The following is a 16,553-nucleotide window of genomic DNA, read 5'->3' as shown; positions in this document are numbered from 1 at the left end:
CCCGGCCCGTCTAGAAGCTGTAGCTGACCGTCGCGGTCACGTTGCGCTCCTCCCCGAAATAGCAGAAGTCCAGGCTGTAGCAGGACGCCACATAGTCCTTGCCCATGAGGTTGTTGGCATTGACCCGCGCGGTCAGCCCCGGCAACCCCAGACGGGTGAAGTCATAGGCGAGCATGGCGTCCACCAGGGTGTAGGCCGGCACCTTGCGAGTGTTGGCCTTGTCCGCCCAACTGGTGCCCACGTAGCGTGCGCCGGCGCCGATGCTGAACCCTGCCAGCGGTCCAGCCAGCTCGTACTCACCCCACAGCGACGCCTGGTGCCGAGGCGCCTGGTTCGGCGTGTTGCCCTGGGTGCCATCCAGCGCCTGGGTGTACTCGATGTCGGTGAAGGTGTAGCTGCCCAGCAGCTTGAGGCGCTCGGCCAGCTGCAGATGGCCCTCCAGCTCCAGGCCACGCGAGCGAATCTCGCCCACCGAGGAATAGAAGTCCTCCTGGGGCAGCTTGGTCGCCACGTTTTCCTGGGTGATATGGAACAGCGAGGCGGTATAGAAGCTGGCGCTGCCCGGCGGCTGGTACTTAAGGCCCAGCTCCCACTGCTTGCCCTCGGTGGGCTCCAGGGGATTGCCCGCGGCGTCGTTGTAGGCGTTGGGATTGAAGGAGGTGGAATAGCTCAGGTAGGGCGCCAGGCCGTTGTCGAACAGATAGAGCGCTCCGGCACGGCCGCTGGCCTGGCCACGGCGCGCACTGCTGCGGGTGCCCGCCAGGCGATCCTCGATGCCGATTTCCACCCAGTCCTGGCGTAGACCCAGGGAAAAGCGCCAGCGATCCAGCTCGATGAGATCCTGCAGGTAGACGCCGGTTTGCTGCAGTTCGCGACGGTACTCGCTGCCGGGGGAGATAGTCACCTGGCCACCGTAGTTCGGCGCGAAGGCGTCCAGGGCATCCGCCGTGCCGCTGGGCCAATCCACATGGGTCCAGCGACGCTGGTAATCCAGTCCGGCGAGCAGGGTATGGCGGCTGCCGGCCCAGTCGAAGTCCGCCTGCACCAGATTGTCCAGGGTATAGGCGTGCAGGTTCTCGCGGCCGCCGGAGTAATAGCGATTGAGCAGGTTGCTGTCGCCAACATAGCCGTAGCCATAGACCTGCTCCAGCTCGACCCGCGACTTGGCGTAGCGGAAGTTCTGCCGCGCGCTCCAGACGTCGTTGAATCTGTGCTCGAACTGATAGCCAACCATCTGCTGGGTGCGTTCGAATTTGTCGTGGTCGGGTTCGCCGTCGAAAAAGTGGTTGCTGATGTAGCGGCCATTGCGGCGATAGAGGCTGCCTTCGGCTGGTACGCCACTGTGGTAGCCGCCATCCGGGTCCTTTTGCAGATAGGCCTGAAGGGTCAGGGTGGTATCGTCGCTCAGGTCGATGGCCAGGCTGGGCGCCAGGGCGTAACGCTCTTCTTCCACATGGTCGAACTGGGTGTCGCTGTGCTGCGCCAGACCCACCAGGCGATAGGCGATGCGCCCCTCCTCGTCCAGCGGACCGCCGAAATCGAAGCCGGCGCCATGCTGGCCGAGATTGCCCAGGGTGGCCTGGACCTGATGATAGGGCTGGTACAGCGGCTTCTTGCTGGTCAGGGCCACCAGACCGCCCGGCAGGCTGCGGCCATAGAGCACCGACGCCGGCCCCTTCACCACGTCGATGCGCTCGAGGAAATAGGGATCGACCTGCAGCGAGCTGAAGGTGCCGCTGTCGCCCATGGTCTTGAGGCCGTCGAGAAAGACATTATCGACGCTGTTGTCGGCGAAGCCGCGCATCACCACGTAGTCGTAGCGATTGGAGGCGCCGATCTGGCCGGTGAAGATGCCCGGGGTGTACCTAATGGCCTGCTGCACGGTCTTGGCACCCTGGTCATCGATCTGCTCGCGGGTCACCACCGAGACCGACTGGGAGGTTTCCAGCAGGCCCTTGCTGGTCTTGGTGGCCACGTCGCTATGGGTCGCCAGGTAGCCATCGGTCTCGCCCAGGGCATTGCCCAGGGCGAAGCCGGTCACCGTGGTGTCACTCAGGGAGGTCACTCCGGTCGCGGTCGCCGACTCCAGGCGATAACTGCCATCGGTCTGCCGCACCGCCTGCAGGCCACTGCCCTGGAGAATCTGCTGGAAGCCGTCGGCCGGTGTGTAGCGGCCCTGCAGCCCCGGACTGCGCCGATCTTCCAGCCCCTGGGCGGGGGCCGACAGCAGTACGCCGCTCTGGGCGGCGAAGGTGCTCACCACCGTGGCCAGACTGCCCGCCTCGATGCGGTATTCCTGCGCCAGGGGCGCCGCCTGGGCCAGGCCCGGGGACATGGCCAGGCCGGTGATGCCCAATGGCATGGTCAGGGCGAAGACGCGCAGGGCGCAGCGCAGCGGATGCAGGATGAAACGGGTATCGCGATGCATGGAGGGCCTCGAAACGGAGATCGTTTCCCCCAAGCCCCGCGAGCGCGAAAAAGGGGAACCACCCGCGCCATATTTTTTCAGGCGGGCACGATCTGCACCCACCAGGGCAGGCGCCGTTCCACCCGTACCGGCAGGCTGTCGGCCAGGGCCGCCAGCGCGCGGTCGGTATCCGCCAGCGGATAGCTGCCGACTACCCGCAAGTGGGCCACCGTGGCGGTGCAGGTCAGCAGGCCCGGTCGATAGCGACCCAGCTCCGCCACCAGCGCCGCCAGCGACCAGTCGTCGACCACCAGCCGCCCCTGGCGCCAGAGTTGCCGCCCCGGATCGACCGGGCCTAGCGGCTGTACGGCGGTAGCCGTCATCAGCGCCCGGGCTCCTTGCGCCAGGCTCTCGGGCCGGGCCTGGCGTGGCAGCAGCTGCAGAGCCCCACGATAGGCTGCTACCTCCAATCCCTCGTCACGCGCCTGGACCGCGCAGCAACCCGCCAAGAAGCGCACCCGGCCTGGCGTCGCCTCCAGCACCATGGGAGCCGTCCCCCCGCGGCTTTCGAACAGCGCCTCGCCGCGCAGCAAGCGCCAGTGATCCGCCGTGGCCCCGCGCGCGAGTTGGCTGTCGGTGTTGATCCAGACGTGCACCCCGGCGGCCAGGTCGAAGGCACGGATCTCGCCGACCGCCGTGCTCAGGTCGGCGCCCTGCCCCAGCCGCCAGTCGTCCGGCCGCGCCCAGCCCAGCGCCAGACCACCCAGGGCCAATCCCAGCACCTTGAGCGCCCGGCGCCGTCCCAGGGACTCGCGCCGCGCCAGGGCCATTCGCCCGGATGCAGGCAGACCGGTGAAGCGCGCACTGATTTCCTCCACCCGCGCCCAGGCCACGGCGTTGCGGCTATCCGCCTGCAACCAGCGTTCCCAGGCCCGCTCGGTAACGGGGTCCACCTCGTCGGCAGCCAGTTCGGCGAACCAGACCGCCGCCTCCTCCAGAGGTCCGCCACGACCGGGCGTCAGCGCGCTCAAGACACCAGTTCCAGGCAGTGCAGCATGGCCTGGGCCATGTACTTCTTGATCATCCGCTCCGACACGCCCAGCCGCTCGGCGATGACGCCATAGGTGAGCCCCTCCAGTTGCGCCAGCAAGAAGGTCTGGCGCACCCGGCCGGGCAGGCGGTCGAGCAGCGCATCGAGTTCGGTGAGGGTTTCCAGGATCAGGGCCTGGGCTTCCGGCGAAGGCTGCACGGCCTGCGGTTGCGCGGCGAGCGCGTCGAGATAGGCGCGCTCCAGGGCCTGGCGCCGCCAGTGGTTGGCCAGCAGGCCCTGGGCGACGGTCGCCAGGAAGGCACGGGGTTCACGCAGGCGTTCCAGCTCGGCTTCCCGGGCCAGAAGCCGCACGAAGGTGTCCTGAGCCAGATCGGCCGCCTGCCCCAGGCAACCCAGCCGCCGCTGCAGCCGCTCGCGCAGCCAGCCATGGTGGTCCAGGTAGAGGGTCCGGATATGTCCGTGCCGGTCGGACTCGAGCGTCTGCATCACCATCCTCGGAAGCAGCTGACTTCCGATAATGATAATGCTTCTCGATCACAAGATACAGGCCTGTCGCCGTCTCGCAGCGACGGGACAGCGCAGTGCTAGAGCGCTATCGGCTTGCGCCCGGCAAAGGCGTGGGTCAGGGTACCGCCGTCGACCAGGTCCAGTTCGCCACCCAGGGGCACGCCATGGGCGATGCGGGAAATGGTCAGGCCCTTGGGCGCCAGCAGTTGGGCGATGTAGTAGGCGGTCGCCTCGCCTTCCACCGTGGGGTTGGTGGCGATGATCATTTCCTGGAAACCGCCCTCGCTGACACGCCGTTCGAGCTCGGGTACGCCGATGGCGTCCGGGCCCAGCCCGTCGATGGGCGACAGGTGCCCCTTGAGCACGAAGTAGCGCCCGCGATAGCCGGTCTGCTCCACGGCGAAGACATCCATGGGGCCTTCCACCACACAGAGGATGCTGTCGTCACGGCGGCTGTCGGCGCAGAAGCCGCAGATCTCGTCTTCGCTCAGGGTGCGGCAGCGCTGGCAGTACCCGACCCCTTCCATGGCGGCGCTGAGGGCACTGGCCAGGCGCTGGCCACCCTGGCGTTCGCGTTCGAGCAGTTGCAGGGCCATGCGCTGGGCGGACTTCTGGCCGACCCCGGGCAGGACCCGGAGCGCATCGATCAATTGGCGAATCAGGGGACTGAAGCTCATGGACTACCGTACTGGAAGGCGGGAGAAACGGGTGCCCGACGGACACCCGCAGCTGAAACAACCTAGAAAGGCATCTTGAAGCCGGGCGGCAGCTGCATCCCGGAGGTCATGCCGGACATCTTGTCCTGGCTGTTCTGCTCGATCTTGCGCACGGCGTCGTTCACCGCGGCGGCGATCAGGTCTTCGAGGATTTCCTTGTCTTCCTGCATCAGGCTGTCGTCCAGGCTGACGCGCTTGACGTCGTGTCGGCCGGTCATGACGACGCTGACCAGGCCGGCGCCGGATTGACCGGTCACTTCGGCGTTTGCCAGCTCTTCCTGCATCTTCTGCATCTTTTCCTGCATCTGCTGGGCCTGCTTCATCAGGCCGGCCATGCCACCTTTCATCATGTCTGCTACCTCGAACTATGAATGGAAAACCGGTCAGGCTTGGGTGTCGACCGGCTCGATGGTACCCGCGCGCACCGTGGCGGCGAACTGTTGCATCATCTGGCGGATGAGCGGGTCGTCCTGGATCGACAACTCCGCCTGCCGCTGCCGCTCCGCCCGGCGCCGCGCGGCGGCCTGGGCGGGCGTCTCCTGCTCGGGGGTCTGGATGGTGACCTCGAGCGTAATGGGGCGTCCCTGCTGCTGGTTCAGGGCATCGTTGAGCCGGCGCTGCTGGTTGGCATTGAACAGGGCGCTCTGCGCCGGATCCAGGTGCAGGTGCCAGCGATCGCCGTCCATGGCTACCAGGGTGCAGTTGGCAGCGATACTGGCGGTCAGTCCGCCCAGCTTGAGATCGGGGAACAACGCCTGCCAATCGGCTGCCAGGCCCGTGGCCGGTTGCACCGCCGGCGCCGGCGCCGCGGCCACCGCTTCGGCAGTCGGCTCGCCGAGGCTGTCGAGATAGTCGTCCAGCCCCACCTCGTAGTAATCCTCGGCGGGTGGCGGCTCTTCGTCACCATCCAGATCGTCACCAGCGGTGTCCGCCGGCAGTTCGGCGATCACCGTGGCGTCCGGCGTCGTCTCGACCCGTGGCGTGGGCGCGGCGCTGGGCGCCGCCTGAGCGGCGGGCGCAGCGACCTGTATCACCGCTGCGGGGGCTGGCGCCGCTGCCGCCTTGACCTCTGCTTGCCCAGCCTCCTCCCAGGGAAGATCGACCGGCACTTCCATAGGGGTGGTATTACTTGCAGGTGACGACTCGGGAGCAGGCGCAGGGGTTGCCTGAGGCCTGGGGGCAGGCGTTGCGGCCACCGGAACCGCCGCGGCCACCGGACGGGGGTTGGAGTCAGCCGTGGCCGGGCTGGCTCCCGTCGTCTTTAGTGCCGGTCGCTCGGTAATCGCCGCGCCGGCAGGCCGGAAGGCCAACATGCGCAGCAGGACCATCTCGAAGCCATGGCGCGGCTCCGGAGCCAGCGGCAGATCGCGCCGGCCAACCAGACCCAGCTGGTAGTAGTACTGGACATCCTCCGCCGGCAGCGTCTGCGCCAGGCTCAGCACCCGCTCGCGATCGCCCTGGCCGTTGTCCACCGCATCGGGCAGCACCTGGGCGATGGCCACGCGGTGCAGCACATTGAGCAGCTCGGCCAGCACCCCGCCCCAGTCGGGGCCCTGCTCGGCCAGATGGCGAACCGCGTCCAGCACGGCGCGACCATCGCCTTCCAGCAAGGCCTGGAGTACGTCATAGACCTGGCCATGATCGAGGGTCCCGAGCATGGCGCGCACATCGGCGGCCAGCACCTTGCCCTCGCCAAAGGCGATCGCCTGATCGGTCAGGCTCATGGCATCGCGCATGGAGCCATCGGCCGCACGACCCAGCAGCCAGAGCGCATCGTCCTCGAAGGGAATGCCTTCCGCGGCGAGCACCTGCTGCAGGTGGGCAACGACCCGCTCCGGCGGCATGTTCTTCAGCGAGAACTGCAGGCAGCGCGAGAGAATGGTAACCGGCAGCTTCTGCGGATCGGTGGTGGCGAGCAGGAACTTGACGTGGGGCGGTGGCTCCTCCAGCGTCTTGAGCAGGGCGTTGAAGCTGTGGGTGGAAAGCATGTGCACCTCGTCGATGAGGTACACCTTGTAGCGACCGCGGGACGGCGCGTACTGCACGTTCTCCAGCAGCTCGCGGGTGTCTTCCACCTTGGTGCGACTGGCCGCGTCTACCTCGATGAGGTCGACGAAGCGGCCTTCATCGATCTCGCGGCACACCGAGCAACTGCCGCACGGCGTCGAGCTGACGCCGGTCTCGCAATTCAGGCACTTGGCCAGGATCCGCGCGATGGTGGTCTTGCCCACCCCGCGGGTGCCGGTGAACAGATAGGCATGGTGCAGCCGCTCGTTATCCAGCGCATTGATCAGCGCCTTGAGCACATGGGTCTGGCCGACCATTTCGCGGAACGACCGCGGGCGCCATTTGCGCGCAAGAACCTGGTAACTCATCGAGACCTGATCAGGAGAAGACGTGGGGGGAGCACATGCTAACGAAGAGGGGCCGCGATTGCATCCCGCGGCGTGGCATCGGGACGCCGCCACGCGGACGGCGACTACCTTGCCAGATGGAGGCAGCCAGGCGCATTTTCAAGCGATCAGGAGGGAAAACGGCACGCAAAAAGCCGTTTCAGGCACGTCGACAGTGGTCTTCGCCATCAGCCAGGACAACGCTGGAGACATAGGCTGCCAGGGCATCCAGCTGGCCGCGCAGGCGGCTCACGATGGCGTTCATTTTGAAGGGGTTGCTTGCCTCCTCGTTGGTCAGGTCGATCCTGATCAGCAGCAGGGGCTCGGAGGGGTGGTGGATCTGAGCGACCAGCGTCGCCTCGGTGTCGCGCCGGCAGTCGACACGATAGGGATGGAGGCCATTGCTCAGGGCGCGTCCTGCGCTTTCGAGTCCGTTCTTCACGATGAATCCTTGGACATTCGTCCAGTAATGATGGTGCGGTGCGCATGATGGCACAGAGCCATGAACCAAAACAGTGCATTTCGTCACGAAAGCCGTGTGGCGTACTTCGCGGAGCGCTGGAAGGCGAGACAGGAAAGGAAGGTGAAAAGCAGGAAGAGGAAAAGCGGGGGGCAGAAATGGAGGTGGCCCCGCCAGCCACACCCCGGCACACGACATCACCGCTGCGGCTGCTCCCTTCCGGGCCTGACCGGGTTCACGGTTGATCGTTGCGGGGGGACCGACAGAGCCACCATAACGCCTCACCCTGAGGTGAGGTGCATCATTCTACGCGGTTGGGGCGAAGTTGCAAGCCATACAAGGACTTAGGTTCGCCAAGGGACAACGGATAATACCTGGAACGGCAAAACTGTCCCGCTCCGGATCAAACGCCTACGACCTTTTGCTAGCGATAGCCAGACAAGGGTATTGAGCAAGGCGGCCACAGGATCGGACCACCCGTACCAGATCCAGTGAACACGAGCCGCCTCGGCCGCAGGTATTGTCCACACGACCGGAGCTTGCTCCTCTCGTTAGCGAACGCCCTGGGCCTCGAGGATCTGCAGGAAGGCGTCCTCGTCCAGCACCTTCACTCCCAGCTCGTTCGCCTTGGTCAGCTTGGACCCCGCCCCCGGACCGGCGACCACCACGGCGGTCTTGGCCGAGACCGAACCCGAGACCTTGGCGCCCAATGCCTCCAGGCGCTCCTTGGCCTCGTCGCGACTCATGGCCTCCAGCGTTCCGGTGAGCACCCAGGTCTGGCCGGCGAACGGCAGGCCCTGCACGGCCTGCCGGGTGCTTTCCCAGTGCATGCCGAAGGCCTTGAGCTGGGCCTCGATGGCCAGCGCCCGGGCGACGTTGTCCGCCTCGGCGAAGTACTCACGCAGCCCCTGCTTGGCCCGCTCGTTGAGACCGGCGAGGGTCTTGAAGGTCAGCCAGTCCTGCGAGCCCTCGATCAGGGCCGCCAGGCTGGGAAAGGCAGCGGCCAGGGTCTTGGCGCCGGTCTTGCCCAGAGAGGGAATGTGCAACTGGTCGAGGAAGTCGGCGAAGGCGGCATAGCCGGAGAATTCGGCGTGCACCTCACCCTCGTCCGCCAGCGCGATGCCGTTGGCCAGCAGCGCCTCCAGAACCTCGCGGTTGTGCGCGGACTGGAAGAAGTTGTGGATCTCGAAGGCCACCTCCGGCCCGATGTCCGGCAGATAGACCAGCACCTCCGGCAGCGCCTCGCGAATGCGCTGCAGACTGCCCAGGGCGCGTGCCAGGCGCTTGGCGGTCTCTTCGCCCACCTCGGGGATGCCCAGGGCGAAGATGAAGCGGGCCAGCGTTGGCTGGCGGCTGGCTTCGATGGCCGCCAGCAGATTGCGACTGGACACCTCGGCGAAGCCTTCCAGCGCGACCACCTGCTCGTAGGTCAGGGTGTACAGATCGGCGGGGGACTTCACCAGGTCGCGGTCCACCAGTTGCTCGACGATGCGATCGCCGAGGCCGTCGATGTCCATGGCGCGCCGCGAGGCGAAGTGAATGATCGCCTGCTTGAGTTGCGCCTGGCAGGCCAGGCGACCGACACAGCGATAGACCACGCCTTCGCTGATCGACTCCTTGCCCTTGCCGCGCTTGATCAGCTGGGTACGCTCCACCGCCGAACCGCACACCGGGCACTGGGTGGGGATCGCCACCGGCCGGGCATCCGCCGGTCGCCGCTCCGGCACCACCTGCATGATCTGCGGGATGACATCGCCGGCGCGGCGCACGATCACGCTGTCGCCGATCATCACGCCCAGCCGGGCGATCTCGTCCATGTTGTGCAGGGTGGCGTTGGTCACGGTGACGCCTGCCACCTGCACCGGCTTGAGCCGGGCCACGGGGGTGATGGCACCGGTACGCCCCACCTGGAATTCGACATTGAGCAATTCGGTCAGCTCTTCCCGGGCGGGAAACTTGTGCGCCAGCGCCCAGCGCGGTTCCCGCGCGCGGAAACCCAGCTCGCCCTGCCAGTCGAGTCGATTGACCTTGTAGACCACGCCATCGATCTCGTAGGCCAGGGCATCGCGGCGCTGGCCGATGTCCTGATAGTAGGCCCGACAACCTTCAGCGCCCTGCACCTTGCGCAGTTCGCGACTGATGGGAATGCCCCACTCCCGGAGCTGCTGAAGAATGTCGTACTGGGTGTCCGGCAGAGTCCCGCCCTCGACCCGCCCGAAACCGTAGCAGCAGAACTCCAGCGGCCGCTGGGCGGTGATCCGCGAATCCAGCTGGCGCAGACTGCCGGCCGCGGCGTTGCGCGGATTGGCGAAGGTCTTGCCGCCGCTTTCCATGGCCCGGACGTTGAGCGTCTCGAAACCGGCACGGGACATGAACACCTCGCCACGCACCTCCAGCACCGCCGGCCACCCTTCGCCCTGCAAGCGCAGCGGGACGTTGCGGATGGTGCGCACATTGGTGGTGATGTCTTCGCCGGTGGTACCGTCGCCGCGGGTAGCGCCGCGGGTCAACAGGCCGTTCTCGTACAGCAGACTGACCGCCAGCCCATCGAGCTTGGGCTCGCAGGTGTACTCGACACCGGAATCCGGTCCGGCGAAGTCGGTCTCGCCGAATTCCTCACGCAGGCGCTTGCCCACGCTGCGGTCGAAATCCTGCAGGTTCTCGTCGGCGAAGGCGTTGCCCAGGCTGAGCATGGGTACTTCATGGCGAATGGTGCCAAAGGCGGCCAGGGCCGAGCCGCTCACCCTCTGGGTGGGCGAGTCGGGTGTCACCAACTCGGGATGCTCGGCCTCCAGCGCCTTGAGTTCGCCGAACAGCCGGTCGTACTCGGCATCGGGCACGCTCGGCTCGTCCAGCACGTAGTAGCGGTAGTTGTGGGCGTCGATCTCGCTGCGCAGGGCGGCGATCCGGCTGACGGCATCTTGGGCGTCGGTCATGGCGGTCTCTCACTGTCGCCACCCAGGGGTGGCCCTGGCGGCACCCAGGGCGCCGCGGCAAAACTTACAAACAAAAAGAGCAGCCGAGGCTGCTCTTGGTTCGCTCCGGCGCGATCAGCGCTTGAGCATCAGGCTCTTGCGCTCGAAATCGACGATGCGCTGGCGATAGTGTTCGATGGTCTGGGCGGTCATGACGCTGCGCTGCTCGTCCTTCAGCTCGCCATTGAGCTCGGACGACAGTTTGCGCGCCGCTGCCACCATCAGGTCGAAGGCCTGCTTGGGATGGCGCGGACCGGGCAGACCCAGGAAGAAGCTCACCGCCGGGGTATGGAAGTCGTCGATGGCATCCAGGTCGAAGGTGCCCGGACGCACGGCATTGGCCATGGAGAACAGCACCTCGCCATTGCCCGACATGCTCTCGTGACGATGGAAGATATCCATGTCGCCGAAGCGCAGTCCGCTTTCCAGGATGCTCTGCAGCAGCGCTGGACCGGAAAAGCCCTTCTCGTCACGGGAGATGACGTTGATCACCAGCACCTCGTCCACCGGCGCCATGGCCGCCTGGCTGTTGCCCGTGCCGACGGGATCGCTGATCGGCTCGCGCTCGGGTGCCTTGCTGCTCAGCGGCTTGTCCTTGCGCGGCTTGTCGCGACCACGGGTGGCGACTTCATCGGAATCGACGGCCAGGCCTGCCAGGCTTTCATCGCTGGCGGACAGGTCGAAGCTGTCGGCACTGGGCTCTTCGCGGCGTTCATCACGGCGCTTGCGCTGGGTGGAGCGCGGTGGCGTCGGCTCGCCCGGATCATCCAGGGAGGGCTCCTTGGGCTCTATCACCCGTGTCGGGCCAACGATTTCCGGATCCTCGTCCTCGTGTTCCGGATGGTTGTTCAGCGACTGGTCAAGCTTGAACTTGAGCTTGCCCTTGCCGCTCATGCGACGCCAACCATCGAACAGAATACCGGCGATGACGATGACGCCGATGATGATCAGCCACTCGCGCAGACCCATATCCATGAAAAAGACATACCCCTGTGAAAATAATGGACCGACACCCGTCGGGAAACTTTGGAAAGTCGACGCTTGCGAGGTCTTTCCAAAACCTCCGAAACCTACGCCAAGTCAGTGTTCTTCCTAGCTTTTTCCACTTACCGCTAGCGCGGCCATAAGCTAGCACGACTGCTGCCAACTTTACACCGCCAAGCCGCGAGGCTGTGGGGTACTAGGCATCGACCATGGCCACCGCCTCTTCCACATCCACCGCCACCAGCCGAGAACAGCCCGGTTCGTGCATGGTCACCCCCAGCAGCTGATCGGCCATCTCCATGGCGATCTTGTTGTGCGTGATGTAAATGAACTGCACCTTCTCCGACATGCTCTTGACCAATCGGGCATAACGGCCGACGTTGGCGTCATCCAGGGGCGCATCCACTTCATCGAGCATGCAGAACGGCGCCGGATTCAACTGGAAGATGGCAAAGACCAGCGCCAGCGCCGTCAGGGCCTTTTCGCCACCCGACAACAAATGAATGGTGCTGTTCTTCTTGCCCGGCGGCCGCGCCATGATCGCAACCCCGGTATCGAGTAAATCTTCCCCAGTAAGTTCCAGGTAGGCACTGCCACCCCCGAAAACTTTTGGGAACAGGGCCTGCAGGCCATGATTGATCTGGTCGAAGGTGTCCTTGAAACGATTGCGGGTCTCCCGATCGATCTTGCGAATGACGCTTTCCAGGGTCTCCAGTGCCTCCACCAGATCGGAATTCTGGGCATCGAGATAGGTCTTGCGCTCGGCCTGCTGCTGATATTCGTCGATGGCCGCGAGGTTGATCGGCCCGAGTCGGGCGATACGCGCCGCAACCGCCTCCAGCTGCTCTTCCCAGGCGGCTTCGCTGGCCTCCGCGGGCAGGGCCGCGATCACCGTCGGCAGGTCGTAGCCGTCGGCCGCCAGCTGCTCGGCGAAGCCACTGCGCCGGGTCGCCAGGCCCTGCCACTCCAGGCGATGCTGCTCCAGCTGGCCGCGCAGCAGCGTCGCCTGCTGTTCCGCCTGCAGGCGCCGCCGCTCGAAATCACGCAACTCCCGATCGGCATCCTCCAGCGCCAGCCGCGCCGTGCGCAGCTCCTCGTCCACCTGCAGGCGCCGCTCCAGCAACTCTTCCAGGCGCAGGCGTAATTCGTCGAGGGGCTCGCCGCCTTCCTCCAGGTTGAGATTGAGCTGCTCGCAGCGCTCGCCGAGGCGCGCGGTCTGCAACTCCAGCCGCTCCAGCGCCTGGAGGGTCGACTGACGCTGGGCTCTCAGGGTGGTCAGCCGCACCGTCAGCTGATGCAGTTGTTCCTGAGCCTGGCGCTGGCGCTGGCGCGCCGTTTCCACCGCCTGCCGATGACGATCGCGCTGTTCCTGCAATAGCGCGCGCTGCTCGGTATCCACGGCCATGGCATCCAGGGCGTCCTGCAGGCGCAACCGGCATTCGCCCAACTCCTCCTGCTCATGCGCCAACTGCTGCTCGACATCCTTGAGCTCGGCCTCCAGCTGCCGGCGACGGATGCTCAACTGTTCAGCCCTTGCCTGTTGCGCGGACAGCTGGGCGCGCGATTCGGCCAGCCGCTGCTGCTCCTGCTGCTGGCGCCGCCGCGCCTCTTCGCGCTCGCCTTCCAGCCGCTGCTGGGCCGCGCGACGATCCTCCAGCCGCTCTTCCTGTAACGCGAGCGCCGCGCTCAGTTCCAGGCGCCGCGCCTGCAGTTCCTCCACTTCGCGTCCGCGGGCCAGGACACTGCCTTCGGCCGCCTGGGCACGCCGCACACGCAGGAAATGCCGGGAGACCCAGTAGCCTTCCGGCGTGATCAGACTCTGCCCCGGGGCCAGGGCCGGCCGCTGCGCCAGGGCTTCGTCGTAACTGTTCGCGATCAGCACCTGACCCAGCCAGGGCGACAGGTCGCGCGGTGCCTGCACCTGCTCCAGCAGGCTGCCCACCGCCACCGCTACCGAACCGGGCAGCGCGAGGTTCAGGGCGCCACTGGCGAAGGTGTCGAGCCGCAGGGACGCCAGATCATCCAGGCAGACCGCCTGCAGATCGCTACCCAGCACGGTTTCCACAGCCAGTTCCCAACCGGGGGTGACCTGCACCTCGTCGGCCAGCTGCGGCGCCTGGTCGAGCCCTTCGGCTTCGAGCCACTGGGCTACCCCGGTTGTGGGAGCGAGGGCCGCCTGCTGCAGGGCCTCCAGCGAGGCGATGCGACCTTCCAGCCGCTGCAACTCGCCCTGACGCTGACTCTGCTCGCCCGCCAGCCCCAGCAATTCTTCCCGCAGCCGCTGCAAACCCTCGGCGACCTGCAATTCCTGCTCGGCCAGGCCTTCCAGCAGCAACTCGTCTTCGGCGATCTGCTCTTCCAGCATGACCAGGCGCTCGGACGGACCGTCCTCGCCCAGCAGGGTGCGCTCGTCGCGCAGTCGACGCCGACGTTCCGTGCCGCGCTCCAGACTCTGTTCCAGCGAGCGGATGCGTGCCTGCTGCACGTCCGCTTCCCGCTGTGGCTCGACGCTCGCCGCACTGAGTGCCTCCCAGCGCTGCTGCCAGTCCGCCAGCGCCAGCTCCGCCTCTTCCAGCGCGGCACCGCCCTCCTCGCCCAGCTCCCGGGCCGCCTCTTCCTCGGGCTCGAGCATCGCCAGCTCTTCCTCGAAGGTGGCGAGCAGCACCCGGTCGTGCTCCAGGTGGGACTCGGCTTCGCTGCGGGCCTGTTCGGCTTCGCGCAGATCGTCCTGCAACTGCCGCTGGCGCTGCTGACCATGCTGGATGGTCTGCTCCAGGCGAGCGATGTCACCCCCCAGGGAGTAGAAGCGGCCCTGCACCAGGTTGAAGGCTTCGCTCAGCTCGTGATGACCGTCGCGCAGCCGCTCGATACCGGCATCCGCCTGGCGCTGCTCGGCGGTCAGGGCCTCGAGCGCGGTCTCCTGGTCGCGGATCGCCTTTTCGCGCTGCTCGACGCGACCATCCAGTTCGCGCCAGCGCACCGCCTGCAACTGCGCCTTGAGTTGCCGCTCCTCCTGCCTGAACGCCTGAAAGCGCTCGGCCGACTGCGCCTGACGGTGCAGCCGCTCCAGCTGACGCTCCAGCTCTTCGCGCAGGTCGGTAAGACGGGCGAGATTCTCCTGGGTGCGGCGGATGCGATTCTCGGTCTCGCGCCGCCGCTCCTTGTACTTGGAGATGCCGGCGGCTTCCTCGATGTAGTGCCGCAGATCCTCCGGACGCGCCTCGATCAGCTTGGAGATCATTCCCTGCTCGATGATCGAATAGCTGCGCGGGCCGAGGCCGGTACCGAGGAAGATGTCGGTGATGTCGCGCCGGCGGCACTTGGTGCCGTTGAGAAAATAGGTGTTCTGGCCTTCGCGGGTCACCCGCCGGCGAATGGAGATTTCCGCGTAGCTCGCGTACTCCCCCACCAGGGTGTGGTCGGAGTTGTCGAAGATCAGTTCGATGGAGGCCTGGGACACCGGCTTGCGGCTGTTGGAGCCGTTGAAGATGACGTCGGTCATCGACTCGCCGCGCAGATTCTTGGCCGAACTCTCGCCCATCACCCAGCGCACGGCGTCGATGATGTTCGACTTGCCACAACCGTTGGGGCCGACCACCGCTGCCATGTTGCTCGGGAAATTCACCGTCGTCGGATCGACGAAGGATTTAAATCCCGCCAGCTTGATCGACCTCAACCGCATATCAGGAGCCCTTGTCCACCGCGCCGTGCCAACCGCAGGCGAAAGGGTGAAAGTCTACCACTGGCGACCACGACTGCCGTCGCCGCGCATGAACTTATTTCCAGGCGTTCTGCACGCTGTCGGGACGACAGGCTATAGTCCTGCACCCCCACTCGCAGGATGCCCCCATGCAGATCCTTCGCCTCACCCTGCTCGCCGCCGCCCTGGCGGCCAGCACCCAGATCCTGGCCGCCCCGCCGCTGCTCAACGTCTCCTACGACGTGATGCGTGACTTCTACAAGGACTACAATCCGGCCTTCCAGGCGCACTGGAAAGCCGAGCACGGCGAAACGCCGGTGATCCAGATGTCCCACGGCGGCTCCAGCAAGCAGGCGCGCGCGGTCATCGACGGTCTGCAGGCCGACGTCATCACCATGAACCAGGTGACCGACATCCAGGCCCTGGCCGATCGCGGCCTGGTGCCCAAGGACTGGGAAAGCCGCCTGCCCGATCGCAGCGCGCCCTTCACCTCGGCCACGGTACTCATCGTGCGCCAGGGCAATCCCAAGGGCATCCATGACTGGTCCGATCTGCTCAAGGATGGCGTCCAGGTGATCGTGCCCAATCCCAAGACCTCCGGGAATGGTCGCTACACCTATCTTTCCGCCTGGACCTACGCCCTGCGCCAACCTGGTGGCGATGAGAAAGCCCGCGGCTTCGTCGCCGAGCTGTTCAAGCACGTACCCATCCTGGATACCGGCGGTCGCGCCGCCACCACCACCTTCATGAAGAACCAGCAGGGCGATGTCCTGGTGACCTTCGAGAACGAAGCCGAGATGATCGCGCGGGAATTCGGTCGCGGTGGCTTCGAGGTGGTCTATCCGAGCATCTCGGTGCAGGCCGAGCCGCCGGTGAGCGTGGTCGACAGTGTCGTCGACAAGAAGGGCACCCGCGCCGAGGCCGAGGACTACCTCAGGTATCTCTGGTCCGACGAAGGCCAGAAGATCGCCGCGGACAACTTCCTGCGTCCGCGCAATGCCCAGATTCTGGCGCAGTACGCCGATCGCTTTCCCAAGCTCGAACTGATCGATGCCCAGAAGGAATTCGGTGCCTGGAGCGGCATCCAGAAGAACCACTTCGCCGATGGCGGGGTCTTCGACCAGATCTATACGCCCCAGTGACGGGCTCGCGCCCGGCCTGATGCCGGGCGTCTGGCGGACCGGAAAGACGCGCACACAAAAACACCGCCCTGAGGCGGTGTTTTTGTGTGTTTGGAGCGGGAAACGAGACTCGAACTCGCGACCCCGACCTTGGCAAGGTCGTGCTCTACCAACTGAGCTATTCCCGCAATATGGCGTCCCCTAGGGGACTCGAACCCCTGTTACCGCCGTGAAAGGGC

At 66.0% G+C, this 16,553-nt stretch carries 11 protein-coding genes, 1 tRNA gene and 1 other RNA gene; 1 reads left to right on the top strand and 12 read right to left on the bottom strand.

Annotated elements, in window-relative coordinates; genetic code table 11:
* Window positions 1-10 precede the first annotated feature (10 nt).
* From PVZ72_RS08515 to smc, 11 genes are all read right to left on the bottom strand, one after another.
* Window positions 11-2,428, bottom strand: coding sequence for a TonB-dependent siderophore receptor (locus PVZ72_RS08515; RefSeq protein ID WP_405046423.1), 2,418 nt, complete (start codon window positions 2,426-2,428; stop codon window positions 11-13).
* A 77-nt stretch (window positions 2,429-2,505) separates the two neighbouring features.
* On the bottom strand, window positions 2,506-3,438 hold the full coding sequence (locus PVZ72_RS08510; RefSeq protein ID WP_273861679.1) for a DUF4880 domain-containing protein: 933 nt from the start codon (window positions 3,436-3,438) through the stop codon (window positions 2,506-2,508).
* A complete protein-coding gene (locus PVZ72_RS08505) occupies window positions 3,435-3,944 on the bottom strand; it encodes a sigma-70 family RNA polymerase sigma factor (protein ID WP_273861678.1) in 510 nt (169 codons plus the stop codon). Before PVZ72_RS08505 ends, PVZ72_RS08510 begins: the two co-directional genes overlap by 4 nt.
* A 98-nt stretch (window positions 3,945-4,042) precedes the next feature.
* The gene (gene recR / locus PVZ72_RS08500; protein ID WP_187979086.1) at window positions 4,043-4,642 is read right to left on the bottom strand and encodes a recombination mediator RecR; all 600 of its coding nucleotides are present in this window, start codon (window positions 4,640-4,642) and stop codon (window positions 4,043-4,045) included.
* Window positions 4,643-4,704: 62 nt separating this feature from the next.
* Window positions 4,705-5,031 carry a YbaB/EbfC family nucleoid-associated protein gene (locus tag PVZ72_RS08495; protein ID WP_007162246.1) on the bottom strand — a complete coding sequence of 109 codons (327 nt, stop codon included), beginning with the start codon at window positions 5,029-5,031 and terminating at the stop codon, window positions 4,705-4,707.
* 33 nt (window positions 5,032-5,064) lie between these two features.
* The gene (dnaX, locus tag PVZ72_RS08490) at window positions 5,065-7,056 is read right to left on the bottom strand and encodes a DNA polymerase III subunit gamma/tau (RefSeq protein WP_273861677.1); all 1,992 of its coding nucleotides are present in this window, start codon (window positions 7,054-7,056) and stop codon (window positions 5,065-5,067) included.
* A gap of 178 nt (window positions 7,057-7,234) precedes the next feature.
* Window positions 7,235-7,516 (bottom strand): hypothetical protein, encoded by a 282-nt coding sequence (locus tag PVZ72_RS08485; protein WP_273861676.1) that lies wholly within the window; start codon window positions 7,514-7,516, stop codon window positions 7,235-7,237.
* A 186-nt stretch (window positions 7,517-7,702) separates the two neighbouring features.
* Window positions 7,703-7,799: signal recognition particle sRNA small type (gene ffs / locus PVZ72_RS08480), an RNA gene on the bottom strand.
* A gap of 286 nt (window positions 7,800-8,085) precedes the next feature.
* Window positions 8,086-10,470: an NAD-dependent DNA ligase LigA gene (ligA, locus tag PVZ72_RS08475; RefSeq protein ID WP_273861675.1), complete on the bottom strand. Its 2,385-nt coding sequence runs from the start codon at window positions 10,468-10,470 to the stop codon at window positions 8,086-8,088.
* A gap of 114 nt (window positions 10,471-10,584) precedes the next feature.
* Complete coding sequence (zipA, locus tag PVZ72_RS08470; RefSeq protein WP_273861674.1) at window positions 10,585-11,484, bottom strand: cell division protein ZipA; 900 nt, start codon at window positions 11,482-11,484, stop codon at window positions 10,585-10,587.
* Window positions 11,485-11,689: 205 nt separating this feature from the next.
* Entirely contained in the window at window positions 11,690-15,175 is a 3,486-nt protein-coding gene (gene smc, locus PVZ72_RS08465; RefSeq protein ID WP_273861673.1) for a chromosome segregation protein SMC, read from the bottom strand.
* 167 nt (window positions 15,176-15,342) lie between these two features.
* On the opposite strand from smc, the gene PVZ72_RS08460 reads away from it, so the two are divergent.
* Window positions 15,343-16,335 (top strand): sulfate ABC transporter substrate-binding protein, encoded by a 993-nt coding sequence (locus PVZ72_RS08460; RefSeq protein WP_273861672.1) that lies wholly within the window; start codon window positions 15,343-15,345, stop codon window positions 16,333-16,335.
* 91 nt (window positions 16,336-16,426) lie between these two features.
* Here the strand turns inward: PVZ72_RS08460 and PVZ72_RS08455 are convergent.
* Window positions 16,427-16,502, bottom strand: a tRNA-Gly gene (locus tag PVZ72_RS08455).
* Window positions 16,503-16,553 lie beyond the last annotated feature (51 nt).

It is taken from the genome of Pseudomonas sp. LA5 (genome assembly GCF_028640825.1).
Lineage (GTDB): Bacteria > Pseudomonadota > Gammaproteobacteria > Pseudomonadales > Pseudomonadaceae > Chryseomonas > Chryseomonas aestiva.
The sequence above is the reverse complement of the archived record's forward strand: the minus strand, read 5'-3'. Positions and strand labels throughout refer to the sequence as shown.